Origin of the sequence: Aminobacter sp. AP02 (assembly GCF_003148805.1) — a bacterium.
Lineage (GTDB): Bacteria > Pseudomonadota > Alphaproteobacteria > Rhizobiales > Rhizobiaceae > Aminobacter.
In genome coordinates this window covers 1-23725 of sequence record NZ_QGGX01000002.1, presented here as the reverse complement: position 1 = coordinate 23725, position 23725 = coordinate 1, and the positions used below count along the sequence as shown (strand labels likewise).

Annotated in this window: 20 protein-coding genes; 10 read left to right on the top strand and 10 right to left on the bottom strand. The window is 63.8% G+C overall.

Annotated features, from left to right (window positions below):
- Positions 1-117: 117 nt before the first annotated feature.
- Positions 118-1023 carry a bestrophin family ion channel gene (locus C8K44_RS01960; protein ID WP_109574089.1) on the top strand — a complete coding sequence of 302 codons (906 nt, stop codon included), beginning with the start codon at positions 118-120 and terminating at the stop codon, positions 1021-1023.
- Here C8K44_RS01960 and C8K44_RS01955 read toward each other — a convergent pair.
- From C8K44_RS01955 to ffh, 4 genes are all read right to left on the bottom strand, one after another.
- A complete protein-coding gene (locus C8K44_RS01955) occupies positions 1014-1538 on the bottom strand; it encodes a cupin domain-containing protein (RefSeq protein ID WP_109574416.1) in 525 nt (174 codons plus the stop codon). The two genes, C8K44_RS01960 and C8K44_RS01955, sit on opposite strands and share 10 nt — an antisense overlap.
- A 143-nt stretch (positions 1539-1681) precedes the next feature.
- Positions 1682-2074, bottom strand: coding sequence for a 30S ribosomal protein S16 (gene rpsP, locus C8K44_RS01950; protein WP_109574088.1), 393 nt, complete (start codon positions 2072-2074; stop codon positions 1682-1684).
- A 55-nt stretch (positions 2075-2129) separates the two neighbouring features.
- Entirely contained in the window at positions 2130-2456 is a 327-nt protein-coding gene (locus C8K44_RS01945; RefSeq protein ID WP_109574087.1) for a chorismate mutase, read from the bottom strand.
- A 10-nt stretch (positions 2457-2466) separates the two neighbouring features.
- Positions 2467-4050, bottom strand: coding sequence for a signal recognition particle protein (gene ffh / locus C8K44_RS01940; protein WP_109574086.1), 1584 nt, complete (start codon positions 4048-4050; stop codon positions 2467-2469).
- Positions 4051-4394: 344 nt separating this feature from the next.
- Between ffh and C8K44_RS01935 the strand changes: the two genes are divergently transcribed.
- Together C8K44_RS01935 and C8K44_RS01930 are read left to right on the top strand one after the other, a co-directional pair.
- Positions 4395-6143, top strand: coding sequence for an EAL domain-containing protein (locus C8K44_RS01935; RefSeq protein ID WP_109574085.1), 1749 nt, complete (start codon positions 4395-4397; stop codon positions 6141-6143).
- A gap of 211 nt (positions 6144-6354) precedes the next feature.
- A complete protein-coding gene (locus tag C8K44_RS01930; RefSeq protein ID WP_109574415.1) occupies positions 6355-7059 on the top strand; it encodes a DUF2270 domain-containing protein in 705 nt (234 codons plus the stop codon).
- Positions 7060-7116: 57 nt separating this feature from the next.
- On the opposite strand, the gene C8K44_RS01925 is transcribed toward C8K44_RS01930, so the two are convergent.
- Entirely contained in the window at positions 7117-7788 is a 672-nt protein-coding gene (locus C8K44_RS01925; RefSeq protein WP_109574084.1) for a DUF1236 domain-containing protein, read from the bottom strand.
- 439 nt (positions 7789-8227) lie between these two features.
- Here C8K44_RS01925 and C8K44_RS01920 point away from each other — a divergent pair, with 439 nt between their 5' ends.
- The gene (locus C8K44_RS01920) at positions 8228-9001 is read left to right on the top strand and encodes a lytic transglycosylase domain-containing protein (RefSeq protein WP_245417351.1); all 774 of its coding nucleotides are present in this window, start codon (positions 8228-8230) and stop codon (positions 8999-9001) included.
- Positions 9002-9131: 130 nt separating this feature from the next.
- The gene (locus C8K44_RS01915; protein WP_109574082.1) at positions 9132-9650 is read left to right on the top strand and encodes a hypothetical protein; all 519 of its coding nucleotides are present in this window, start codon (positions 9132-9134) and stop codon (positions 9648-9650) included.
- Positions 9651-9822: 172 nt separating this feature from the next.
- On the opposite strand, the gene C8K44_RS01910 is transcribed toward C8K44_RS01915, so the two are convergent.
- On the bottom strand, positions 9823-11040 hold the full coding sequence (locus C8K44_RS01910; RefSeq protein ID WP_109574081.1) for an argininosuccinate synthase: 1218 nt from the start codon (positions 11038-11040) through the stop codon (positions 9823-9825).
- A gap of 292 nt (positions 11041-11332) precedes the next feature.
- Positions 11333-13642 (bottom strand): Tex family protein, encoded by a 2310-nt coding sequence (locus C8K44_RS01905; protein WP_109574080.1) that lies wholly within the window; start codon positions 13640-13642, stop codon positions 11333-11335.
- Positions 13643-13960: 318 nt separating this feature from the next.
- Between C8K44_RS01905 and C8K44_RS01900 the strand changes: the two genes are divergently transcribed.
- The gene (locus tag C8K44_RS01900) at positions 13961-14314 is read left to right on the top strand and encodes a DUF423 domain-containing protein (protein ID WP_109574079.1); all 354 of its coding nucleotides are present in this window, start codon (positions 13961-13963) and stop codon (positions 14312-14314) included.
- A 184-nt stretch (positions 14315-14498) separates the two neighbouring features.
- Here C8K44_RS01900 and C8K44_RS01895 read toward each other — a convergent pair whose 3' ends face one another.
- Positions 14499-15911, bottom strand: coding sequence for an XRE family transcriptional regulator (locus C8K44_RS01895; RefSeq protein ID WP_109574078.1), 1413 nt, complete (start codon positions 15909-15911; stop codon positions 14499-14501).
- Positions 15912-16077: 166 nt separating this feature from the next.
- On the opposite strand from C8K44_RS01895, the gene C8K44_RS01890 reads away from it, so the two are divergent.
- The 4 genes from C8K44_RS01890 (at position 16078) to scpA (ending at position 22412) form a co-directional block, all read left to right on the top strand.
- On the top strand, positions 16078-16659 hold the full coding sequence (locus C8K44_RS01890) for a biotin transporter BioY (RefSeq protein WP_109574077.1): 582 nt from the start codon (positions 16078-16080) through the stop codon (positions 16657-16659).
- Positions 16659-18191, top strand: a complete 1533-nt coding sequence (locus tag C8K44_RS01885) for an acyl-CoA carboxylase subunit beta (RefSeq protein WP_109574076.1) — start codon at positions 16659-16661, stop codon at positions 18189-18191. Before C8K44_RS01890 ends, C8K44_RS01885 begins: the two co-directional genes overlap by 1 nt.
- An 11-nt stretch (positions 18192-18202) precedes the next feature.
- Positions 18203-20206, top strand: a complete 2004-nt coding sequence (locus C8K44_RS01880) for an acetyl/propionyl/methylcrotonyl-CoA carboxylase subunit alpha (protein ID WP_109574075.1) — start codon at positions 18203-18205, stop codon at positions 20204-20206.
- Positions 20207-20270: 64 nt separating this feature from the next.
- The gene (scpA, locus tag C8K44_RS01875) at positions 20271-22412 is read left to right on the top strand and encodes a methylmalonyl-CoA mutase (RefSeq protein ID WP_109574074.1); all 2142 of its coding nucleotides are present in this window, start codon (positions 20271-20273) and stop codon (positions 22410-22412) included.
- Positions 22413-22477: 65 nt separating this feature from the next.
- On the opposite strand, the gene C8K44_RS01870 is transcribed toward scpA, so the two are convergent.
- Together C8K44_RS01870 and C8K44_RS01865 are read right to left on the bottom strand one after the other, a co-directional pair.
- On the bottom strand, positions 22478-23374 hold the full coding sequence (locus tag C8K44_RS01870) for a UTP--glucose-1-phosphate uridylyltransferase (protein WP_109574414.1): 897 nt from the start codon (positions 23372-23374) through the stop codon (positions 22478-22480).
- 165 nt (positions 23375-23539) lie between these two features.
- On the bottom strand, positions 23540-23725 hold a 186-nt coding region (locus C8K44_RS01865; protein WP_245417330.1), incomplete at its 5' end, for a UDP binding domain-containing protein.

Below are 23725 nucleotides of genomic sequence, written 5' to 3'. Positions count from 1 at the left end.
GGCAAGCGCCTGAAACAATTCGACGAAACTGCCAATCATGTCGCGATTGGATCGTGACTCCGGCGTCCCGTCCGACGCACAATGGCGGCCACCATCAAGGCAAGGGTATAAGCCCATATGATCGTTCGTCCACGCACCGGCCTGCTGAAACTGTTCTTTGTCATGCGCGGATCGGTGGTGCCGCGCATCCTGCCGCAAATTCTTGGCTTTGCGCTCTATGGTGCCGTGGTGGTCGCCGCAATCAAGCTGCTCAAACTCGACCTGGGCAATGCCGGTGTAGCTCCCTTTGCCCTGCTCGGCGTCGCGCTATCGGTCTATCTGGGCTTCCGCAACAATGCCGCCTATGACCGCTGGTGGGAGGCACGCAAGCTGTGGGGCCAGCTGGTGTTCGAGATCAGGAATCTTTCCCGCGCCGCGACCGCGATGATTTCCGACCGCGACCAGTTGGGGCCCCTGCTGATGGACTCGCTGGCCTTCTGCCATTTCCTGCGCGGCGAGTTGCGCCGGATCGATACGCGCGACGCCGCCCGGCCCTTTGTCGGCGATGCCGTGGATGCGATCTACGCCGCAACCAACAAGCCTGACGCGGTGATGCGGCGGATGGGCGCAAAGATCGGCGCGCTGAAGCGGACCCAAGTGCTGGAGGCAATGGATTACCGCATTCTCGACGAGCGGCTGTCGGCAATCGCAGCACTTCAGGCCGGCTGCGAGCGCATCATGGGCACGCCCCTGCCCTTTGCCTACACGCTACTCTTGCAGCGCACGGCTTACGTCTTCTGCCTGCTTTTGCCGTTCGGCCTGGCCGCTTCCGCCGGCTGGGCAACCCCGCTGTTCACCGCGCTGATTGCCTACACCTTCTTCGGGCTCGACGCGCTGTCCGAAGAACTGGAGGATCCCTTCGGCATGGAGGCCAACGACCTCGCGCTCGACGGTCTGTGCCGGGTCTGCGAGATCTCGGTGTTCGAGGCGCTGGGTGAGACCCCGCCGCAGATGCTGCCGGCGGAGAACTTTTACTATTCCTGACGAGCGCCAGGCTTCGCGGCTGCCGGGTCGATGCCTTCCCAATAATCCATGGTCGCCGACTTTCTGTAGCCTTCGCCAGTCAGCCGGACGCTGACCCGGCCGGATTCAGGATAAACGATGACATCGTTGGGATTGCGCTCGCCGATGATGAGATAGCGGCACGCAGCATCGGTATGGTTGAACAGCGAATGCCCGACCTTCTGGCCGGCGGGGAAGCAGACATAATCGCCGGCCTTCATGACATAGGTTCGCGCGCCGAGCTTCAGTGTCAGCGCACCTTCGAGGATGTAGGCGTGTTCCTCCTCGAGCAAGTGATAGTGCGACGGATTGGACTCCTTGCCCGGCGCAAGCTCTTCAAGCGCCACCCCGACATGATCGCCGCCGCCGAAACTTGAAAGATGCCTGAAGCTGCTGCCGAAACGCTCGCCGTGCGAAAAGGCTTCGAGCGGCGCTGTAACAGCGGCAAATGGCTCGGACACACCGTCGGCATTGAGAGCTGAACTCTTGTCGGTCATATGCGTCTCCTCCATTGGCGAAATGGTGGAGCCTGCTTCTTCAGAGGTCAAGCACGCCCCCCGCACCGGCGCAGGAGCTGGCCTGAAACGCAAAACGGCGGACCTTTCGGCCCGCCGTCTTCCATTCGCCAAAGCGGCGAAAATTACTCTGCCGAAGCTTCGGCCGGTGCGGCGGCAGCGGCTGCGATAGCGGCTGCAGCGTCGTCCTGTGCCTTCTTCAGAGCGGCGAGGCGCTCCTGAGCCTTCTTGCCCGGCTCGCCCTTGGTCGGGTTCGAACGGGCTTCGCGCTTGACGATACCGGCTTCGTCGAAGAAGCGGGCAACGCGGTCGGTCGGCTGCGCGCCGTTCGACAGCCAGTACTTGGCGCGGTCGGCGTCGAGCTTCATGCGCTCGCCATCCTTGGGCAGCAGCGGGTTCCAGGCGCCGATCGCCTCGATGAAGCGGCCGTCGCGCGGGCTGCGGGCGTCAGCGATGACGATGTGGTAGTAGGGGCGCTTCTTGGAGCCGGCGCGAGCCAGGCGGATCTTAAGGGACATTGTCTTACTCCTGATAGTTCTGTCTTGGGTTTGGTCTGTTCTTCTTGTTCCGCCATCAGGCGGAGGTAGTCCTGTCTGAGCCGCCATTTCTTTCGGCGGCCAGCATTTCGTGGTGACGGATCACCTCGCGGATGATGAAGTTCAGGAACTTCTCCGCGAAATCGGGATCGAGATGCGCGTCGTCGGCCAACTGGCGCAGCCGCGCGATCTGGGTCGCCTCGCGGTTCGGGTCCGCTGGCGGCAGGCCGTGCGTCGCCTTGAGCACGCCGACTGCCTTTGTGCAGCGAAAGCGTTCGGCCAGCATGTGAACCAGGGCTGCGTCGATATTGTCGATCGAAGCGCGCAGGTCCTGGAGCTGTGCCTGCGGGGTGATGTCGGTCATCGCGCGCTCCTCACTTCTTCTTGCCAAGGCCGGGCAGGCCGCCGCCGAGCCCCGGAAGCTTTATGCCGCCGGGCAGGCCGGGCAAACCGCCGCCCATGCCGGGAAGCCCACTGCCAGGCAGGCCCTTGAGGCCGCCGCCGAGGCCTGCCGCTTCCGCCTGCTTCTGCAGGGCTTCGAGCTGCTTGGGGTCCATCTTCGACAGGTCGGGCATGCCGCCCATTCCACCCATGCCGCCGAGGCCCATCTTGGAGGCCAGACCACCCATCATGCCGCGCATCAGGCCACCGCCCTTACCCTTGCCGCCCATGGCTTTCATCATGTCGGCCATCTGGCGGTGCATCTTGAGCAGCTTATTGATTTCGGCGGCGTCGGTGCCGGAACCGGCGGCGATGCGCTTCTTGCGCGAGTGCTTGAGAACGTCGGGATTGGCGCGCTCGGCCTTGGTCATCGAGGAGATGATGGCCAGCTGGCGGCCGAACATCTTGTCGTCCAGGCCGGCCGCGGCCATCTGGTCCTTCATCTTGCCCATGCCGGGCATCATGCCCATGATGCCGCCCATGCCGCCCATCTTTTGCATCTGGCCAAGCTGGTCGGCGAGGTCGTTCAGGTCGAACTTGCCCGACTGCATCTTCTTGGCCATCGCCGCGGCTTTTTCCGCGTCGATGTTTTCGGCAGCCTTCTCGACCAGCGAAACGATGTCGCCCATGCCGAGGATGCGGTCGGCGATGCGCTTGGGATAGAACTCCTCCAGCGCGTCCATCTTTTCGCCGACGCCGATCAGCTTGATCGGCTTGCCGGTGACGGCGCGCATCGACAGCGCCGCACCGCCACGGCCGTCGCCGTCCATGCGGGTGAGCACGAGACCGGTGATGCCGACGCGGTCGTCGAAATTCTTGGCGAGGTTGACTGCGTCCTGGCCGGTCAAAGAGTCGGCGACGAGCAGGATCTCGTGCGGGTCCGACACCTTGCGGATGTCGGCCATCTCGACCATCAGCGGCTCGTCGATATGGGTACGGCCGGCGGTGTCGAGGATGACGACGTCATGGCCACCGAGCTTGGCTGCCTGGACGGCGCGCTTGGCGATATCGACCGGCGACTGGCCGGCGATGACGGGAAGGGTTGCGACCTTGGTCTGCTCGCCGAGCTGGCGAAGCTGCTCTTGCGCTGCCGGACGGCGCGTGTCGAGCGAGGCCATCAGGACCTTCTTGCCCTGGCGCTCGGTGAGGCGCTTGGCGATCTTGGCCGAAGTAGTGGTCTTGCCCGAGCCCTGCAGGCCGACCATCATGATGACGACCGGGGCCGGCGCGTTGAGGTCGATGGCGACGCCTTCGGAGCCGAGCATCTCGACCAGCTCGTCATGGACGATCTTGACGACCATCTGCCCGGGCTTGATCGACTTGAGGACCGCCGCACCGACGGCCTTTTCGCGCACGCGGTCGGTGAAGGAGCGGACCACTTCGAGGGCGACGTCGGCCTCGAGCAAGGCACGGCGAACCTCGCGCAGGGCTGCCGAGACGTCGGCCTCCGACAGCGCGCCACGGCCCGTCAGGCCGTTGAGGATCGATCCAAGTCGCTCTTGCAGCGATTCAAACATTCAACTTCCCTTCTCTCAGCCAAACAATGTCGAACCGAGAGGTAATGCCTCTGCGCGCGCGAACCAAACCAAAAAGCACCCGGGGGCGCACTGCGCTGCCGGGTGTTGGCCTCCGGGATCGTTTTTACCCTCCAAGGGTGTCCCGGTCGGCCGCTCGGAGTGGAACTCGTCGCGGAATTTGTGGGCTGTAGACAGGAAAACGGCCCGAGAGTCAAGGGAACGCGCATCGCGGCACCGGCTCGGCCCGCTAGTCCGTGCACTGCGCTCAGGCCCTGTTAAGACTTCCCCACTAGGCTGCCGGACTGCCGGGGGGCTTATGTATTATTTCAGGGTATTTCACCACCATGTGTGATCATGCGGGCGGCTCGCATGTTTTGCCCCAAGAAGACGGTCCTAGCTTCGGCGACGACACCTTGCTTGCTGGCTTTGCCGAGAATATCGAATTCGCGCTGGTTGTCATCGACGCCGGCGGCACGATTACCTATGTCAACAGGTCAGCCGAACGCATATTCGGCTATGACCGGACCGAGATGCTCGGCCACAGGCTCGACCTGATCATACCGCAAAGGCTGCGCGGCGCCCACAATGCGGGCATTGCCCGGGTCGGCTCCGGCGGACCGTCGAGGCTGAACGGCAAGACAGTGGAAGTGGCGGCACTTCGGCGCGACGGCAGCGAATTCCCCATAGAGCTTTCGCTGTCTATCTGGCGCGGACCGAACGGCATCGCCATGGGCGGCATCATCCGCGACATCTCGGAGCGACGGCAGCGCGACATGCGGCTGCATCGCCTGGCGCATCACGATACGCTGACGGGCATGCCCAACCGCTTCCAGTTCGACATGCAGCTCGAGGACGCGCTGGCGGCAGGCGAAGCGACGGGGATACTGCTGCTGGACCTCGACGGCTTCAAAAAGTTCAACGACACGCTCGGCCATGCCACCGGCGACACGCTGCTGCAGGCGCTGGCTGTCCGGCTGCCGGCTGCGCTCGACACCAATGCCGTCGTAGCCCGGCTCGGCAGCGACGAGTTTGCGGTGCTTTTGCGCGGTATCGACGATCCCTCCACTGTTGTGGCAGCGGCCGACAGCCTGCTCCAGTCCTTCGACAAGCCATTCGAGATCGGCGATCACCTGCTCAAGCTCGGCGCCAGCATCGGCGGCGCGGTGGCGCCCGGCGACGGAGGAAATCGGGAGGAGCTGGTGGCCAGCGCCGATCTGGCGCTTTACCGCGCAAGGCAACGCGGCGGCAGCTACCGCATGTTCGAGCCAGACATGCGCAACGCCGTTGCGGCGCGCCGTGCCTTGAAGGACGAGCTACTGCACGCAATCGGTGCCAAGGAATTCGTGCTGCACTACCAGCCGCAGGTTTGCCTCGAGAGCGGCCGCGTGCTGGGGGCCGAAGCTCTGCTTCGCTGGCGCCACCCCACCCGTGGACTGCTTGAGCCAGCCGACTTCCTGGCCGTGCTAGAAACGCATACGGGCGCGCTGACGGTGGGCAGCTGGATCCTCGACGAAGCCTGTCGCCAGTCAGCCGATTGGCGCGCCCAGGGCCTGGCGCCCATCAGCATGGCGGTTAATCTGTTTGCGGCACAGGTCAAGGCCGGCAATCTGGCTGAGACGGTGCTGACGACGCTTGCGCGACACAAATTGCCGGCGAAGGCGCTGGAGCTCGAGGTCACCGAAACCATCGCGCTCGACTATGAGGAACGCACGTTGGCGCCGTTCCGCAAGCTGGCCAAGGCGGGTGTCGGTCTCGCCTTCGACGATTTCGGCACCGGCCATGCTGCGCTCAGCACCATCAAGCGTTTTTCCCTTACCGTGCTCAAGATCGACCGCAGCTTCGTCCGCGACATGCTCCGCAACCGGCAGGACGCCGCTATCGTGCGCGCGGTGCTCGGCATGGCCAAGGACATGGGGCTTGCCGTCGTCGCCGAGGGCGTCGAGACAAGGGCGCAGGAGGCCGCGCTCTACGCCATGGGCTGCCGAACAGGCCAAGGCTTTCTGTACTCCAAGGCGTTGCCGCCGGACAATTTCGCGCGCCTGCTCAAACGCAGCGCGAAGCCGGGAAAAAAGGGAACTTCGATACGCTTTTGAGCCGGGCGGCGGCGGCCAATTTTCGCGCGATCTCGCCGCAACAGGTATAGAATCGGTGCCGGCGGCGGACCTTCGGGCCACAGCGCGGACTGCCACTGCAACATGCATATAGCGCAAGCCGGGTCCCACGCCGCAACAGCATCACCAGGAGTGCCTTGTGTCCTATCCGATGCACACTCAGGGGATGTCCCAGAGCACCAGGGAGGCTGCCATGCCGGAAAGTGCCAACCCAGATTTGTCGCAGCTTGGGCCGCTGCCTTCGACCTCGGCCGAAATCGTCAACACCATGGCGCATTACCATCGCGCGGAAATGGCCAGGATGGCCGGCTGGCGCGACCGTATCGACCGAACCAGCAACTGGGCTATCACGGTCGTGGCGGCGATGCTGTCAGTGTCGCTTTCGACGCCCAACGCCCATCACGGCGTGCTGCTGTTTGCCATGCTGCTCATTTTCCTGCTGCTTTGGATCGAGGCGCGGCGCTACCGTTTCTTCGACGTCTACCGGTCCCGCGTCCGCACCTTCGAACGCTATTACTTCGCCCAGATATTTTCGCCCGAGGCCGGTGAGAACGTGAATTGGCGGAAGATGCTGGGCGACAGCCTCAGGGAGCCCCAGTTTCGCATTTCTTATGCCGACGCATTCTCACGGCGGCTGCGACGTAACTACATCTGGATGTTCCTGATCCTGCTGCTGGCCTGGGTGCTCAAGATTTCGACGCCCAATCTTCAGGCCACTGGAGGCAGTGGCGATCTGGTGTCGTCGCTTTGGGAGGTCACGGCCAATGCCAACCTCGGCCTCGCACCCGGATGGCTGATCATTTCTGGCGTCGCCGGGTTCTACTTCTGGCTGCTCTATGTTTCCTTCCGCCCGTTCGACGATGCTGCGGAAGCCGGGTTGGCGCAGGTGCATGTCTAAGGCAGGACAACGAATAAAATGAGGTCGCCGGGCGGACGCCGGGCGACCTCATATGAATCAGCGCACGACATAGACAACACGGCGCGTCGAAGGTTCGACCAGAACAGGTTGGCCGTTCACGTAGACATAGCGGTATTCGTAATCGGGAATTTCAGTCAGCTGCACATTGGACGGCAGCCCCGCGCCGACAACCACTTCGCCGTCGAGATAGACCGGTTCGGTGCGATGCGCCTCGACATAAGTGCGAACCTTCCCCGGCGGATCGATCACCGTGCCGGCCGTGCCGCCGGCAATGACACCGGCACCGCCACCGACGGCAGCACCCACCGGACCACCGACGACGGCACCTGCAATCGCACCTGTGACACCGCCTACGACTGCGCCAGTGGCGCCGCCGCCCTTGGGCGGTTCGACCACCATCACGCCGGAATCGGCCGGTCGGGCCGAAAGTGTCAGCTGCTGCCCGCCAAAATCACCGACCAGATAGTCGGAATAGACCCAGCCGTCTCCGCCTGAATCGGCAACGCTGCACCATTTGCTGCCTTCTAGGCAGCCTCGCAGCGTGGTGCCTTGCCCGGCACCGATGACGCCTATGACCGGGTATTGCGGGCCGGGGCCTGCACGAACATTGAGATCGGTGGCCGCCTGTACTGCAACATCTGCAAATGACGGGCCTGAGAAGGCGACGAGCGCGCCCGCGACGGCGGGCAACAACAGTTTGTTTTTCATCTTTTCGCTCCGTTTTCTTGGGTCCCTCAGGTGGCGAAAACGGCGCAATCGGCGATCAGTTCCTGCTGGGGATGCTCACGAATTGTGGCAGGCCGACGCTTACAGCCTGTCGTGCGCACCGCAGAGACCGGCCTGCACCTGGCCTTCAACCTTACCGAGCGGTGCGGTTTTGCCGCCGAAAAGACCTGCAAAAGCGCTCCGGCGATCACAACATCGACATCTTGCACGGTTTTTCCCTGCTCTCGCCACATTCACTGCTTGATCGTGTGCCAGTTTTTTGCCACCAGCCATTGCAGGACATTGGGGACGTAAACGCCTTCTTAACGATGACGAGAGAGCGTGCGGCTGGCAACATCCCTCCCAAGGGCATTGATTCAGGCATCAGGAGAACGGCATGGCACTACCTGCCAAGGTGAAGACTTTTGCTGCGGCCACCGCCATGCTGGCGGTTTCGGCCAGCGGCGCGTATGCGGCGCAGTGCGGCAACAACGCTGGCGGCTTCGAAGCGTGGAAAGCTTCGTTTGCGCAAGAAGCGGCAGGCAACGGCATCAAGGGCAACGCGCTCAGCGCGCTGGCCGCGACCAGCTACGCCACCAAGACGATCTACGCCGACCGCAACCAGAAGAGCTTCAAGCTCTCGCTTGACCAGTTCATGGCCAAGCGCGGCGGCAAGACCATTGCTTCCAAGGGCAAGACGCTCAAGAAGCAGAATGCGGCACTGTTCCAGAGCATCGAGGCCCGCTATGGCGTGCCGGCCGGCCCGCTGATTGCGATCTGGGGCATGGAAACAGGCTTCGGCGCTTTCCTTGGCAACCAGCACACGCTGTCGGCGGTCGCCACGCTGGCCTATGACTGCCGCCGCTCCGAATATTTCACCGACCAGCTCTACGCGGCGCTCAAGCTCGTCCAGAACGGAACGCTGGCGCCCAACGCAATCGGCGCTGCACATGGCGAGATTGGCCAGACGCAGTTCCTGCCGGTCAACGTGCTGAAATACGGCGCCGACGGCGACGGCAACGGCAGGATCGACATGGTCCGCTCCAGGGCCGACGCCTTGGCTTCGACCGCCAACTTCCTGCGCGGCCACGGCTGGCGGGCCGGCGCCGGCTACCAGCCTGGCCAGCCCAATTTCGCCGCGCTGCAGGGCTGGAACGCGGCCAGCGTCTACCAGCAGGCCATCGCCATCATCGGTGCCGAGATCGACGGCAACTGACGCCTGTTGCCCTGACACGACGCTGTCAGGAGACATTTTGGGGCAGTCTGGCCAGGCCAGCGCCTCGGACGCAGAGTGACAAAGCCCGGTGGCAACACCGGGCTTTTTCGATGCGGACGAGGATCTAGCCATGAACAGCCAGAGCGGCCTGCCCGCCGATCTCTCGCACTTCGGCAATGTCGAAGGCTACACCCATTACCCCAAATCGGTGACACCCGGCCTGCCCGTGCCGGCGGGCGGCGGCTTGCTGAAATGGTACGACATAGCAGAAGCCGAAACGCCGGTGACCCGCGAAACCTGCGCGCTGGCGCAGCGTTTCCTCGCCGCAGAGACGGCGACCGGGCGCCTTAACCTCAATGGCGAGCTCGGTTTCGTCATCCTTCACCGCTGCGGCGGCGATTTCCATTTCCTGCTAGTGAGCTCGTGGCGCAATGCCAACGAGATGTGGGAGACTGTTTACGCCAAGACGGCCGATGCGCCCGATTTCTCGCTGTTTGCGCTGCCCGGGCCGCACCGCGCGACCTTCTGCGTCTGGGAACTGGCAGCGGTCAACCACGAGCGCCAGGCGTTCAGCCGCTATCTGTATTCAGCGCGCGATGACGCGGCCAAGCGGGAATACCTCGCGGATATGTATGAGGGTGGGGCTTAAAAAAACCGACAAACAGACAGGATCGAATGGCGCGGCGCTGACGCCTCCCTCCCCCTTGTGGGGAGGGATACAGGGTGGGGGTAATTCCATTCCCGTACTGAAGACACCGGCGATGCGGCCGACAGCACCCCCACCCCTAACCGCTCCCCACAAGGGGGAGGGGAATCCTGGATTACCGGTTGCGCGCGGCCAGCGTGCGCAGGCGCAGCGCGTTGAGCTTGATGAAGCCGGCGGCGTCCTTCTGGTCGTAGGCGCCCTGGTCGTCCTCGAAGGTGACCAGCTTGTCGGAATAGAGCGACTTGGCGCTCTCGCGGCCGATGACCATGACGTTGCCCTTGTAGAGCTTCAGCGTCACTTCACCCTCGACGTCCTTCTGGCTGAGGTCGATCGCCGCCTGCAGCATCTGGCGCTCCGGCGAGAACCAGAAGCCGTAGTAGATGAGCTCGGCGTAGCGCGGCATCAGCTCGTCCTTGAGATGCGCGGCACCGCGGTCGAGCGTGATCGACTCGATGGCGCGGTGGGCGACAAGCAGGATCGTGCCGCCGGGGGTCTCGTAGACGCCACGCGACTTCATGCCGACGAAACGGTTTTCGACCAAGTCGAGACGGCCGATGCCGTTGTCGCGGCCATAGTCGTTGAGCTTGGCGAGCAGGTTGGCAGGCGACAGGCGCTCGCCATTGATTGAAACCGCGTCACCCTTTTCGAAGCCGATCTTGATGATCGTCGCCTTGTCGGGCGCTGCCTCAGGCGAAATCGTGCGCATGTGGACGTATTCGGGCGCCTCGACAGCCGGATCTTCCAGCACCTTGCCCTCGGAGGAGGAGTGCAGGAGGTTGGCGTCGACCGAGAACGGCGCTTCGCCCTTCTTGTCCTTGGCAACCGGGATCTGGTGTTTTTCGGCGAAGTCGAGCAGGTCGGTGCGCGACTTGAACGTCCAGTCGCGCCATGGCGCGATGATCTTGATGTCGGGGTTCAGTGCATAGGCCGACAGCTCGAAGCGAACCTGGTCGTTGCCCTTGCCGGTGGCGCCGTGGGCAATGGCGTCGGCGCCGGTCTTCCTGGCGATGTCGACGAGGTGCTTGGAGATCAGCGGGCGGGCGATCGAGGTGCCGAGCAGATAGACGCCTTCATAGACGGCGTTGGCGCGGAACATCGGGAAGACGAAGTCGCGGACGAATTCCTCGCGCACGTCCTCGATGAAGATCTCCTTGATGCCGAGCATCTCGGCCTTCTTGCGCGCCGGCTCGAGTTCCTCGCCCTGGCCGAGATCGGCGGTGAAGGTGACGACCTCCGCACCGAGTTCGGTCTGCAGCCACTTCAGGATGATCGATGTGTCGAGGCCACCGGAATAGGCGAGCACGACCTTCTTGACGTCTTTCCACTTGGACATGGGATCACGGCACCTTTCGCATGCGGCCAGGGCCGCGTTTTCCCGCGCTTTCTAAGCACGAACGGCGAGCCGGGCAAGGGCGATGATGCCGCTGGGGGAGCACGGGATGGCAGGTGCGGTGCGTTCCAGAAAGGATGCGGCGTTGCGGACAGCGTTCTTCTCCCCGTTCTTACGGGGAGAAGATGCCGGCAGGCAGATGAGGGCAGCGCAAACGGGCCGAGATTGCCCCTCACCCTTACCCTCTCCCCGTGAACAACGGGGAGAGGGAGGCGTCCACGTCGCGCCTCGCGCGCTACTTCCGCTTCATCGCCTCGAGCAGCGCTGCACCGAAGGCGCCTTGTTGCGCCGGCTTGTTTGGCTGCGGCTTGGGCGATGCCGAGCTGAACTTCATGTCGCGGGGTTTTGCCGGGGCTGCCGAACGGGGTGCTGCCTCGCCGCCATCCTTGCGCATGGTGAGCCCAATGCGCTTGCGCGAGATGTCGACCTCGACGACGCGGACCTTGACTACGTCGCCGGCCTTCACCACCTCGTGCGGGTCCTTCACGAACTTGTCGGCCAGCTGCGAGACATGGACGAGGCCGTCCTGGTGCACGCCGATGTCGACGAAGGCGCCGAAGGCGGCGACGTTGGTGACGGTGCCTTCAAGCAGCATGCCCGGCTTCAGGTCCTTGATGTCGTCGACACCGTCGGCGAAGGTCGCGGTCTTGAAGCCCGGGCGCGGATCGCGGCCCGGCTTTTCCAGCTCAGCGATGATGTCGCGCACCGTCGGCAGGCCGAAACGTTCATCGACGAACGCGCGAGGGTCAATCGCCTTCAACGCTGCACTGTCGCCCATCAGCTGGCGCAGGTCGCGGCCGCAGGACGCCACGATCTTCTTGGCGACGCCATAGGCTTCGGGGTGGACCGAGGACGCATCGAGCGGTTCCTTGCCATCACGGATGCGCAAAAAACCCGCGCACTGCTCGAAGGCGCGCTGTCCAAGCCGCGGCACGGCAAGCAGGTCGCGGCGCGTGGCAAAGGCGCCCGAGGCGTCGCGATAGGCGACGATCGATTCCGCCAGTGACGGCCCGAGGCCGGAGACTCGGGCGAGAAGGGGTGCAGACGCCGTGTTGAGGTCGACGCCGACGGCGTTCACCGCGTCCTCGACCACCGCTTCGAGCGAGCGTCCGAGGCGATACTGGTCGACGTCGTGCTGGTACTGGCCGACGCCGATCGACTTGGGCTCGATCTTGACCAGTTCGGCCAGCGGGTCCTGCAGACGCCGCGCGATGGAGACCGCGCCACGCAGCGACACATCGAGATTGGGGAATTCTGCGGCAGCCGTGGCCGACGCCGAATAGACCGACGCACCAGCCTCGCTGACGATGACTTTCGTCGGCTTGGGCGCCGGCAGGTCGCCCAGCATGTCGGCGACCAGTCGCTCAGTCTCGCGGCTGCCAGTGCCGTTGCCGATGGCGATCAGCTCGACATTGTGGCGGCGGATCAGGCTGGCGAGTTCAGCCTGGGTGCCGCGCACGTCGTTCTTGGGCGGGAAGGGGTAGACGGTGGTGGTGTCGAGCACCTTGCCGGTGGCGTCGATGACCGCGACCTTGACGCCGGTACGGATGCCCGGATCGAGGCCCATCGTGGCGCGGGAGCCGGCGGGGGCTGCGAGCAAAAGGTCCTTGAGGTTGCGCGAAAAGACGCGGATCGCCTCTTCCTCGGCCGCCTCGCGCAGGTCGCGCATCAGGTCGAGCGACAGTGACAGCGACAGTTTTACGCGCCAGGTCCAGCCGGCGACCTGCATCAGCCACTGGTCGCCAGGCAATGTCGCGCCGATCTGATAAGAGGCAGCAATCATGCGCTCGACCGGCTTGACCGGCGAGGTGTCGTCGGCGTCGATCTCGAGGTCGAGCGACAAAACGTCCTCGTTACGGCCGCGCAGCATGGCGAGCGCCCGGTGGCTCGGCACCGAGGCCCAGCGCTCGGAATGGTCGAAATAGTCGGAGAATTTTGCACCGGCTTCCTGCTTGCCGTCGACGACGCGGGCACGCATCACCGCGCGTTCCTTCATGTGGTTGCGCAGGCGGCCCAGAAGCTCGGCGTTTTCCGAAATGCCTTCGGCGACGATGTCACGCGCGCCTTCGAGTGCTGCCTTCACATCGGCCACGTCGCCACTGACATAGGCGGCTGCGAGTTCGGCCGGCACCTTAGTCCGGTCGGCGAGAATGGTTTCAGCGAGCGGGCCTAGGCCGCGCTCCCTGGCGATCTCCGCCTTGGTGCGGCGCTTGGGCTTGTAGGGCAGGTAGATGTCTTCAAGCTCGGCCTTGGTGGTGACGGTGGCGATACGCACCGCCAGATCGTCGGTCATCTTGCCCTGGCTGGTGATGGAGTCGACGATAGCCGCTCGCCGCGCTTCGAGTTCGCGCAGATAGGCGAGCCGCTCGGAGAGATCGCGCAGCTGGGTGTCGTCGAGGCCCCCGGTGACTTCCTTGCGGTAGCGCGCGACGAAAGGCACGGTCGCGCCCTCGTCGAGCAGTCCGACCGCGGCCACGACCTGCTCGGGCTTCGCATTGATCTCGGCTGCGATGATCGCAGCGATTTTCCTGTTGTCGCCAGCCATGGAATCCTGGTGCCTGTTGAACGGTGCGCGAACATAGTGACTGGCGGCGCGAACGCCAAACGCCCAATCAGCCGCGCTTGTTCAAGGTCCACAGGAAAGCGGCCATCCTGCGGCAATCGGCGCACCATACGCTACAATGATGGCATGTAGAGATACCCCCACCCCTAACCCCTCCCCACAAGGGGGAGGGGGACGTTGTTGTGCGGCTTCTGCATCGTTAGATATCGGCGCGGGACGTTGCGGGAAATTCCCCTCTCCCTTGTGGGGAGGGGTTAGGGGTGGGGGTGCCGCCGGTGTGTGAAAGCAGGAGCAAAAAGTATGAAATTCGACCGGTTCTTGTTTGCGGCAGGCGCACTGTTTGGTGCTGCGGGCGTGGCGCTGTCGGCGGCGGCAACCCATGGCGGCAGCGCCAATGTCGCAACCGCCGCCAATTTCCTGCTCTTTCACGCTCCAGCGCTGATCGCGCTGTCGCTGGTTGTCGCCGGCAGGAGAATTCTCCACATTGGCGCAGCCATTCTTCTCGTGGCGGCCCTGCTATTTTCCGGCGACCTTCTGGCCCGCGAATTTCTCGGCCAGCGCCTGTTTCCTTTCGCCGCTCCCGTCGGCGGCACCGGCATGATTTTGGGTTGGCTGATGCTGGCGGTTGGCGGGGTGGTGGCGCGCAGGGACTAGGCTCGGACAGGCTTGCGCCGCCCCTCATCCGCCTGCCGGCACCTTCTCCCCGTAACGACGGGGAGAAGGGGCATCTGCCGCTACGCCTCACTTTACATCAGACGTTGAAGGCTCAGCCGCTACGCTGACGCCCCCCTCTCCCCGTCCTTCACGGGGAGAGGTAAGGGTGAGGGGCAATTCAGCGTCAGCCGATCCGGTACGGCAGCGGATGCCTGACGTCCTTGTCGATGACCAGCTTGCGCTTGAGCGGCGGCACGGCGCGCTGCTGGCAATTGGTGCGCTCGCAGATGCGGCATGAGATGCCGATGGGGTCGAAGGCGGTCTTGCTGCCCAACTCCAGCCCGTCGGCATAAACGAAGTCGCGGGCGTAGGCGACCTCGCAACCAAGTGCGATGGCGTAGCGGCGATGCGGCGCGTTGAAGCCGCCGCCGCCCTTGGAAATCTCCGTCGCAATGCACAGATAGCGCGCGCCATCGGGCGTTTCGGCCAGCTGCCGGATGATGCGTCCCGGCGTCTCGAAGGCCTGGTGCACGTTCCACAGCGGGCACGCCGCGCCGAAGCGGGCGAACTGCAGCTTGGCGGCGCTATGGCGCTTGGTGATGTTGCCGGCGCGGTCGATGCGGGCAAAAAAAATCGGCACGCCCTTGTGGCCCGGCCTCTGCAAGGTACTGAGGCGGTGCGCGACCTGCTCGATGCTGGCGCCGAAATGCGCCGCCAGAAGTTCCAGATCGTGGCGTAGCTCCCCCGCTGCCTTCATGAAAGCCTGATAAGGCAGGGTCAGCGCGCCGGCGAAATAGTTGCGCAGGCCCATCTTGCAGATCTCCAGTGCCTCGCTGGTGCGGAAGTCGGCGGTGCGCGCGATCTGCGCAATCTCGGTTTCCATCTCCATCTCGGCGATCTGGAAGGCGATCTGGAAACTGCGGGTGGCGACCGGCGAATAGGTGTTGAGAAACAGCACGCCCGACTTGGGATCGAAGCGCCTGAGCGCGTCATCATTGGCGTCGGCACGGGCGATGCGCACGCCGTGGCGGCTTTCGAGATGCCCGGAAAGCGCCGTGTAGCTGTCGCGCTCGTCGATGCCGAGTTCATTGGCCAGCCGCTCGGCGGCAACATCAAGGCTATGGATGTAGTTGTCGACGAAATGGAAGAAGTCGCGGACCTCCTCGTAAGGCGTCGGCTCGGTCAGGCCGATGCTCTTGCCAAGCGTGTCGTCGAGGCTGGCAAGCTGCTCGCTGTTGCGGCGGTAGGCCTGGTGGGCCGAGATCAGCGCCCGGGCAAAACCCGGCGCGTTCTGCGTCACCAGCTTCAGCTCCTGCAAATTCGGCGCGTAGTTTTCGAACAGCGGATCGCTGAGTGCTTCCGATAGAGCCGACAACAGCCGGTCGCCGTCGCCTTGCGAAATCTCTGATATGTCGATCTGGAATTTTTCGGCGAGCGCGAGCAGAACCGAGGCCGAAACCGGGCGCTGGTTGTTTTCGATCTGGTTGAGATAGCTCGTCGAGATGCCGATGCGTTCGGCGAAGCTCGCCTGCGTCAGCTTGTTGGCTTCGCGCAGCTCGCGCACCTTGCGGCCGATATAGAGTTTGCGTGACGCCATGTTTGCAAATTCGCAATTTACAGTTCTCGAATTTGTATATTACGCTTTCGCACACTTTCAACTGTTTTCCTGCGCGCGCCATAGGGCTATTGCGCCAACTTCGCTGCTTGCCGCTGACGCGGCGAGAGGCCATTGTTTTTCAAACTCGTAGCGCGGGAGAAAGCTCATGACGCTCTACCAAGCCGCAGCCAGCAGGCCAGCCAGCCAGTTCACCACCATGGATGTCATCGCCGTCGTCGCAGGTTCGTTGCTTCTGACGCTGTCGGCCAAGGTCCAGGTGCCGTTCTACCCCGTGCCGATGACCATGCAGACGCTTGTCGTGATCGGGCTTGGCCTGGCGCTCGGTCCGGTACGTGGCGCTGCCGCCGTCGCGCTCTACCTCCTGCAGGGCGCGCTTGGCCTGCCGGTCTTCGCCGGCACACCGGAAAAGGGCATCGGGCTCGCCTACATGATGGGGCCGACGGGTGGATACCTCCTCGGCTACCTGCCAGCCGCACTGCTTGCCGGATGGCTGGCCGAGCGCGGCTGGGACCGCAACCCGCTTTCTGCCATGGCTGCTGCCCTGCTCGCAGGCGCAGTCATCTACGTGCCCGGCCTGCTCTGGCTCGGCTCGGTCATCGGCTTCGACAAGCCGGTGCTGGCCTTCGGCCTCTATCCCTTCATCCCAGGCGACATCGCCAAGGCCGTGCTTGCGGCGATTGCCTTCCCCGCCGCCTGGAAGTGGCTTTCTCACAAGGGCATGAACTGATGCGCGCCGTTCTCGAACAGCTTGAAGCCCGCCGCACCGAAGCCCGCCTCGGCGGCGGCCAGAAGCGCATCGACGCCCAGCATGCCAAGGGCAAGCTGACGGCGCGCGAGCGCATCGACGTCCTGCTCGACGAAGGGTCCTTCGAAGAGTTCGACATGTATGTGACCCACCGCACCACCGAGTTCGGCATGGCCGAGCAGAAGGTGGCAGGCGACGGCGTCGTCACCGGCTGGGGCACCATCAACGGCCGCCTTGTCTATGTCTTCTCCCAGGACTTCACCGTGCTCGGCGGTTCGCTGTCCGAAACCCATGCCCAGAAGATCTGCAAGATCATGGACATGGCGATGCGCAACGGCGCGCCCGTCATCGGCCTCAACGATTCCGGCGGCGCCCGCATCCAGGAAGGCGTGGCCTCGCTCGCCGGCTATGCCGACGTGTTCAAGCGCAATGTCGATGCCTCGGGTATGGTGCCGCAGATCTCCGTCATCATGGGCCCCTGCGCCGGTGGTGCTGTCTATTCGCCAGCCATGACCGACTTCATCTTCATGGTGCGCGACTCGTCCTACATGTTCGTCACCGGTCCGGACGTGGTGAAGACAGTCACCAACGAAATCGTCACCGCCGAGGAACTGGGCGGCGCGCGCACCCACACCTCGAAGTCCTCGGTCGCCGACGGCGCTTATGAAAACGACATCGAAGCGCTGGAGCAGGTTCGCCTGCTGTTTGACTTCCTGCCGCTGAACAACCGCGAGAAGCCGCCAGTTCGGCCGTTCCACGACGACCCGGCACGGCTGGAGAAGCGTCTCGACACGCTGATCCCCGACAGCGCGGCCAAGCCCTACGACATGAAGGAGCTGATCCTGGCAATTGCCGACGAAGGCGATTTCTTCGAGATCCAGGAGGCCTTCGCCAAGAACATCATCACCGGCTTCATGCGCATCGAAGGCCAGAGCGTCGGCGTCATCGCCAACCAGCCGATGGTGCTGGCCGGCTGCCTCGACATCGACTCCTCGCGCAAGGCGGCGCGTTTCGTCCGTTTCTGCGATGCGTTTTCGATCCCGATCCTGACTTTGGTCGACGTGCCGGGCTTCCTGCCGGGAACGGCTCAGGAATATGGCGGCGTCATCAAGCACGGCGCCAAGCTGTTGTTCGCCTATTCGCAGGCGACAGTTCCCATGGTCACGCTGATCACGCGAAAAGCCTATGGCGGCGCCTACGACGTCATGGCGTCCAAGCATATCGGCGCCGACATCAACTACGCCTGGCCGACCGCCGAGATCGCGGTGATGGGTGCCAAGGGCGCGACCGAAATCCTCTACCGCTCGGAACTCGGCAATCCCGAAAAGATCGCCGCGCGCACCAAGGAATATGAAGAACGCTTCGCCAATCCCTTCGTCGCCGCCGAACGCGGCTTCATCGACGAGGTGATCATGCCGCATTCGTCGCGCCGCCGCATCGCCCGCGCCTTCGCCGCCCTGCGCGGCAAGAAGGTCGAAGCGCCGTGGAAGAAGCACGACACGATTCCTTTGTGAGCAGGTCAGACATGTTCAAGAAAATCCTCATCGCCAATCGTGGCGAGATCGCCTGCCGGGTCATCAAGACCGCCCAGAAGCTCGGTATCGCAACGGTCGCTGTCTATTCCGACGCCGACCGCGAGGCGCTGCATGTGAAGATGGCCGACGAGGCCGTCCATATCGGTCCGGCACCGTCGAACCAGTCCTACATCGTCATCCAGAAGATCATCGATGCCATCCGCCAGACCGGCGCGGACGCGGTACATCCGGGCTACGGCTTTCTGTCGGAAAACTCGAATTTCGCCGAGGCTCTGAAGGCCGAGGGCGTCGCCTTCATCGGACCGCCGCCAGTAGCCATCGAGGCGATGGGTGACAAGATCACCTCCAAGAAGATCGCGGCCTCGGCCGGTGTTTCTACCGTGCCGGGCCATATGGGCCTGATCGAGGATGCCAATGAGGCGGTGAAGATCGCCAATTCGATCGGCTATCCCGTGATGATCAAGGCTTCCGCCGGTGGCGGCGGCAAGGGCATGCGCATCGCCTGGAACGACGCCGAGGCGCGCGAGGGCTTCCAGTCGTCGAAGAACGAGGCGAAATCGTCATTCGGCGACGACCGCATCTTCATCGAAAAATTCGTCACCCAGCCGCGCCATATCGAGATCCAGGTGCTGGGCGACCAGCACGGCAACCTGCTTTATCTCGGCGAGCGCGAATGCTCGATCCAGCGCCGCAACCAGAAGGTCATCGAAGAAGCGCCCTCGCCCTTCCTCGACGCCGCCACCCGCAAGGCGATGGGCGAGCAGGCAGTGGCGCTGGGCAAGGCGGTCGGCTATTTCTCGGCCGGCACTGTCGAGTTCATCGTCGACGGCGATCGCAAATTCTACTTCCTCGAGATGAACACGCGTCTCCAGGTCGAGCATCCGGTGACCGAGCTGATCACAGGCATCGACCTCGTCGAGGAGATGATCCGCGTTGCCGCGGGCGAAAAGCTGCGTTTCACCCAGGACGACATCAAGCTGAACGGCTGGGCGATCGAAAGCCGGCTCTACGCCGAAGACCCCTACCGCAACTTCCTGCCGTCGATCGGCCGTCTGACCCGCTACCGCCCACCCGTCGAAGGCAAGCGCGACGACGGCACGGTGGTGCGCAACGACACCGGCGTGTTCGAGGGCGGCGAAATCTCGATGTATTACGACCCGATGATCGCCAAGCTGTGCAGCTGGGCGCCGGATCGCGCCACCGCCATCGAGGTCATGGGCCGCGCGCTCGACGATTTCGAGGTCGAAGGCATCGGCCACAATCTGCCGTTCCTGTCGGCCGTCATGGATCATCCGCGCTTCCGCTCGGGCGCCATCACCACTGCCTTCATCGCCGAGGAATATCCCGACGGCTTCTCAGGCGTCGCGCCTTCCGAGGCCGATGCCAAGAAGCTTGCCGGCGTGGCCGCCCTCATCAACCTGTCGATGCAGCGCCGCGGTGCCCAGATTTCCGGCGCGCTCGCCAACCATCAGCGCCCGGTGGGTGCCGACTGGGTGGTGACGCTCGGCGGTTTCACCCTGCCGCTGCAGGTCAAGGACGGTGCCGACGGCACGGTTGTCGCGTTCGACGATGGCACAGCGCTTACTGTTTCGAGTGACTGGCTGCCTGGTCATCTGCACGCCAACTTCGCCGTTGGCGGCAGCTCGATCGGCGTCAAGACCGCGCGTTCCGGCACCGGCTGGCGCCTGCGCTGGCGCGGCATGGACGTGGTGGCGCATGTGCGCAGCCCGCGCGTCGCGGAACTGGCAAAACTGATGCCGGTCAAGCTTCCGCCGGATACCTCCAAGATGCTGCTCTGCCCGATGCCGGGCGTGGTGACGTCGATCCTGGTCAAGCAGGGCGACGAGGTCGAGGCCGGCCAGTCGCTGGCGACGGTCGAAGCGATGAAGATGGAAAACGTGCTGCGCGCCGAGCGCAAGGGCACGGTCAAGCGCGTCGCGGCAACCGCTGGCGAAAGCCTCGCCGTCGACGAGCTGATCATGGAATTCGAGTGATGGAAGTCCGGGCACTTTCACCCTCCCCCTTGTGGGGAGGAAGCCGGCGTCCGAGGAGGCCCCAATGACCGACAAACCATCGATTGAATCGTGGAAAAAGCTCGCCGAACGCGAGATCAAGGCGTCGCCGGATACGCTTGTGTGGAATACGCCCGAAGGCATCGACGTCAAGCCGCTCTACACGGCCGACGACCTCTCCGGCATCGACAATCTCGATTCCATGCCCGGCTTCGCGCCGTTCCTGCGTGGCCCACGCGCTACGATGTATACCGGCCGTCCCTGGACGATCCGGCAGTATGCCGGCTTCTCGACGGCCGAAGCGTCCAACAATTTCTACCGCAAGGCACTCGCCGCCGGCCAGCAAGGCGTGTCGGTGGCTTTCGACCTTGCTACCCATCGCGGCTACGACAGCGACCATCCGCGCGTCGAGGGCGATGTCGGCAAGGCCGGCGTTGCGATCGACTCGGTCGAGGACATGAAGATCCTGTTCGACGGCATCCCGCTCGAAAAGATCTCCGTGTCGATGACGATGAACGGCGCGGTGATCCCGATCCTCGCCAACTTCATCGTTGCCGGCGAGGAACAGGGCGTGCCGCGAGAACAGCTCTCGGGGACCATCCAGAACGACATCCTCAAGGAGTTCATGGTCCGCAACACCTACATCTACCCGCCCGAGCCCTCGATGCGCATCGTCGCCGATATCATCGAATACACGGCCAGGGAGATGCCGAAGTTCAACTCGATCTCGATCTCCGGCTACCACATGCAGGAGGCCGGCTCGACGCTGGTGCAGGAACTGGCCTTCACGCTGGCCGACGGGCGCGAATATGTACGCGCGGCGCTGAAGAAGGGGCTCAATGTCGACGACTTCGCCGGGCGGCTGTCGTTCTTCTTCGCCATCGGGATGAACTTCTTCATGGAGGCCGCCAAGCTGCGCGCCGCACGCCTGCTCTGGTCGCGCATCATGACCGAGTTCGAGCCGAACAAGGCGTCGTCGCTGATGCTGCGCACGCATTGCCAGACCTCGGGCGTGTCGCTGCAGGAGCAGGATCCCTACAACAACATCGTCCGCACGGCCTTCGAGGCGATGTCGGCGGCACTTGGCGGCACGCAGTCGCTGCACACCAACTCCTTCGACGAGGCGATCGCGCTGCCGACCGAGTTTTCGGCCCGCATCGCCCGCAACACCCAGCTTATCCTCCAGCACGAGACGGGCGTGACCAAGGTCGTCGACCCGCTCGCCGGCTCTTATTATGTCGAGGCGCTGACCAACGACCTTGCCGAGAAGGCATGGGCGCTGATCGAGGAAGTGGAAGCGATGGGCGGCATGACCAAGGCGGTCGCCTCCGGCCTGCCCAAGCGCATGATCGAGGAAGCCGCGACCCGTCGTCAGGCCGCCGTCGACAAGGGCGAAGAGGTCATCGTCGGCGTCAACAAGTACCGGCTCGAGCAGGAAGACGAGATCGACATTCTCGAGATCGACAATTCCGCCGTCCGCCAGGCCCAGATCGCCCGCATCGAGCGTACGCGACGCCAGCGCGACCCGAAGCGGGTGGAAGAGGCGCTTGCTGCCCTCGAAAAGGTCGCCCTGTCAGGCGAAGGCAACATTTTGGCCGCCGCCGTCGAGGCGTCGCGAGCGCGTGCAACCGTTGGCGAGATCTCCGACGCCATGCGCCGCGCTTTCGGCGACCATGCGGCGGTGCCGGAAGTGGTCGAAAACGTCTACGGCAAGGCCTACGACGACGAACCAGAGTTCCAGACACTGGTCTCGCGGCTCGACCAATTTGCCGGCTCACTAGGCGAGAAGCCGCGCATCATGGTGGCCAAGCTCGGCCAGGACGGCCACGACCGCGGTGCCAAGATCATCGCTTCGGCCTTCGGCGACATCGGTTTCGAGGTCATCGCCGGCCCGCTGTTCCAGACCCCAGGCGAGGCCGCCGACACGGCAATTGCTTCGAAAGTGCATGTCGTGGGCATGTCGTCGCTGGCCGCCGGCCACAAGACCCTCGCGCCTCAACTGGTCGATGCGTTGAAGGCCAAGGGCGCCAAGGACATCATCGTCGTTGTAGGCGGCGTCATACCACGGCAGGACTACGAGTACCTGCTCGACCACGGCGTCGCGGCCGTGTTCGGCCCCGGGACCAACGTGCTCGATGCGGCACGCGCTGTGCTCGACCTGATGGAAGGCAAGCGCCGCAACCAGTAAGCCGGCTTAAAACGGAGAGGCCCGTTTGTCGGCTGACGAGCGGGCCTTTCCTTTTGAGCTACCAATCAGGCGGGCATGTTTTCGCGGTCGTGCTCGGCGATCATCTCGCGCAGGGCTTCCAGCACCGAGCCCTTGAGGTCCTTGCGCTTGAGGGCGAAGGCGACATTGGCCTGGATGAAGCCTTCCTTCGAGCCGCAGTCGAACATCCGGCCATCGAACGGCCTCGCGAAGAACGCCTGGTCGGCGGCGAGGCGAACCATCGCATCGGTCAGCTGGATCTCACCGCCGGCACCGCGCGCCTGCGTGCCAAGCAGCGAAAAGACTTCCGGCTGCAGGATGTAGCGGCCATTGATGTAGAAATTCGACGGCGCATTGGCCGGCTTGGGCTTTTCGACCATCGCGGTCACCTCGAACCCCGAGCCGGCGTCGACACCCTTGCCGACGATGCCGTATTTGTGGGTCTCATGCGGCGCGCATTGCTCGACGGCGATGACATTGCCGCCGGTCTCGCCATACAGCTCCATGATCTCGGCGAGGCAGCCGCGCTTGCCGAACGACACCATGTCGGGCAGCAAGAGCGCAAAAGGTTCGTCGCCGATGATGTCGCGCGCGCACCAGACAGCGTGGCCAAGGCCGTGGGGCGCCTGCTGGCGGGTGAAGCTGGTGGTACCCGGCACCGGCAAAAGGCTTTCCAGCGACTTGAGTTCTTGGACCTTGCCGGCCTGTTCGAGCGTGCCGATGAGTTCGGGATGCAGATCGAAATAGTCCTCGATGACAGCCTTGTTGCGGCCCGTCACGAAGACGATGTGCTCGATGCCGGCTTCAAGTGCTTCGTCGACTGCATATTGCACCACCGGACGGTCGACGACCGGCAGCATTTCCTTCGGCATCGACTTGGTTGCCGGCAAAAACCGCGTGCCGAGACCTGCCACCGGAATGACAGCCTTTCTGACTTTTCTGATTGCCATTGAATTCTCCCCGTTCTTGCATGCTTTTCGCAAACATCGCCTTCCCAGCGGAAGGTAACTGTTCTGCGCGGCTATTGTTCCGAACTGATGACAATATTGAGGCGGCCTGAATCAGCTGCCTCTGGATAAGCAATCAACAAAGATTTCAGTATGTTGCGGTCAGCCTCCCTTGCGTCCGATGGAGATGTAGTCGATGCCGTGGCGGGCGAGCACGCGCGGGTCGTAGAGGTTGCGGCCGTCGAAGATGACAGGTGTGGCGAGCGCCTGCTTGATCATCTCGAAGGAAGGCGCGCGGAAGTTCTTCCATTCGGTGGCGATCAAAAGCGCATCGGCGCCGGGCAGTGC

Excerpts from the sequence above, each read along its gene's own strand:
- rpsP (WP_109574088.1), bottom strand. The coding sequence starts at position 2,074 with ATGTCCCTTAAGATCCGCCTGGCTCGCGCCGGCTCCAAGAAGCGCCCC.
- C8K44_RS01900 (WP_109574079.1), top strand. The coding sequence starts at position 13,961 with ATGAAATTCGACCGGTTCTTGTTTGCGGCAGGCGCACTGTTTGGTGCT.
- C8K44_RS01935 (WP_109574085.1), top strand. The coding sequence starts at position 4,395 with ATGTGTGATCATGCGGGCGGCTCGCATGTTTTGCCCCAAGAAGACGGT.
- C8K44_RS01880 (WP_109574075.1), top strand. The coding sequence starts at position 18,203 with ATGTTCAAGAAAATCCTCATCGCCAATCGTGGCGAGATCGCCTGCCGG.
- C8K44_RS01955 (WP_109574416.1), bottom strand. The coding sequence starts at position 1,538 with ATGACCGACAAGAGTTCAGCTCTCAATGCCGACGGTGTGTCCGAGCCA.
- C8K44_RS01890 (WP_109574077.1), top strand. The coding sequence starts at position 16,078 with ATGACGCTCTACCAAGCCGCAGCCAGCAGGCCAGCCAGCCAGTTCACC.
- C8K44_RS01905 (WP_109574080.1), bottom strand. The coding sequence starts at position 13,642 with ATGGCTGGCGACAACAGGAAAATCGCTGCGATCATCGCAGCCGAGATC.
- C8K44_RS01960 (WP_109574089.1), top strand. The coding sequence starts at position 118 with ATGATCGTTCGTCCACGCACCGGCCTGCTGAAACTGTTCTTTGTCATG.
- ffh (WP_109574086.1), bottom strand. The coding sequence starts at position 4,050 with ATGTTTGAATCGCTGCAAGAGCGACTTGGATCGATCCTCAACGGCCTG.
- C8K44_RS01915 (WP_109574082.1), top strand. The coding sequence starts at position 9,132 with ATGAACAGCCAGAGCGGCCTGCCCGCCGATCTCTCGCACTTCGGCAAT.
- C8K44_RS01885 (WP_109574076.1), top strand. The coding sequence starts at position 16,659 with ATGCGCGCCGTTCTCGAACAGCTTGAAGCCCGCCGCACCGAAGCCCGC.
- scpA (WP_109574074.1), top strand. The coding sequence starts at position 20,271 with ATGACCGACAAACCATCGATTGAATCGTGGAAAAAGCTCGCCGAACGC.
- C8K44_RS01920 (WP_245417351.1), top strand. The coding sequence starts at position 8,228 with ATGCTGGCGGTTTCGGCCAGCGGCGCGTATGCGGCGCAGTGCGGCAAC.
- C8K44_RS01930 (WP_109574415.1), top strand. The coding sequence starts at position 6,355 with ATGCCGGAAAGTGCCAACCCAGATTTGTCGCAGCTTGGGCCGCTGCCT.
- C8K44_RS01925 (WP_109574084.1), bottom strand. The coding sequence starts at position 7,788 with ATGAAAAACAAACTGTTGTTGCCCGCCGTCGCGGGCGCGCTCGTCGCC.
- C8K44_RS01910 (WP_109574081.1), bottom strand. The coding sequence starts at position 11,040 with ATGTCCAAGTGGAAAGACGTCAAGAAGGTCGTGCTCGCCTATTCCGGT.
- C8K44_RS01895 (WP_109574078.1), bottom strand. The coding sequence starts at position 15,911 with ATGGCGTCACGCAAACTCTATATCGGCCGCAAGGTGCGCGAGCTGCGC.
- C8K44_RS01945 (WP_109574087.1), bottom strand. The coding sequence starts at position 2,456 with ATGACCGACATCACCCCGCAGGCACAGCTCCAGGACCTGCGCGCTTCG.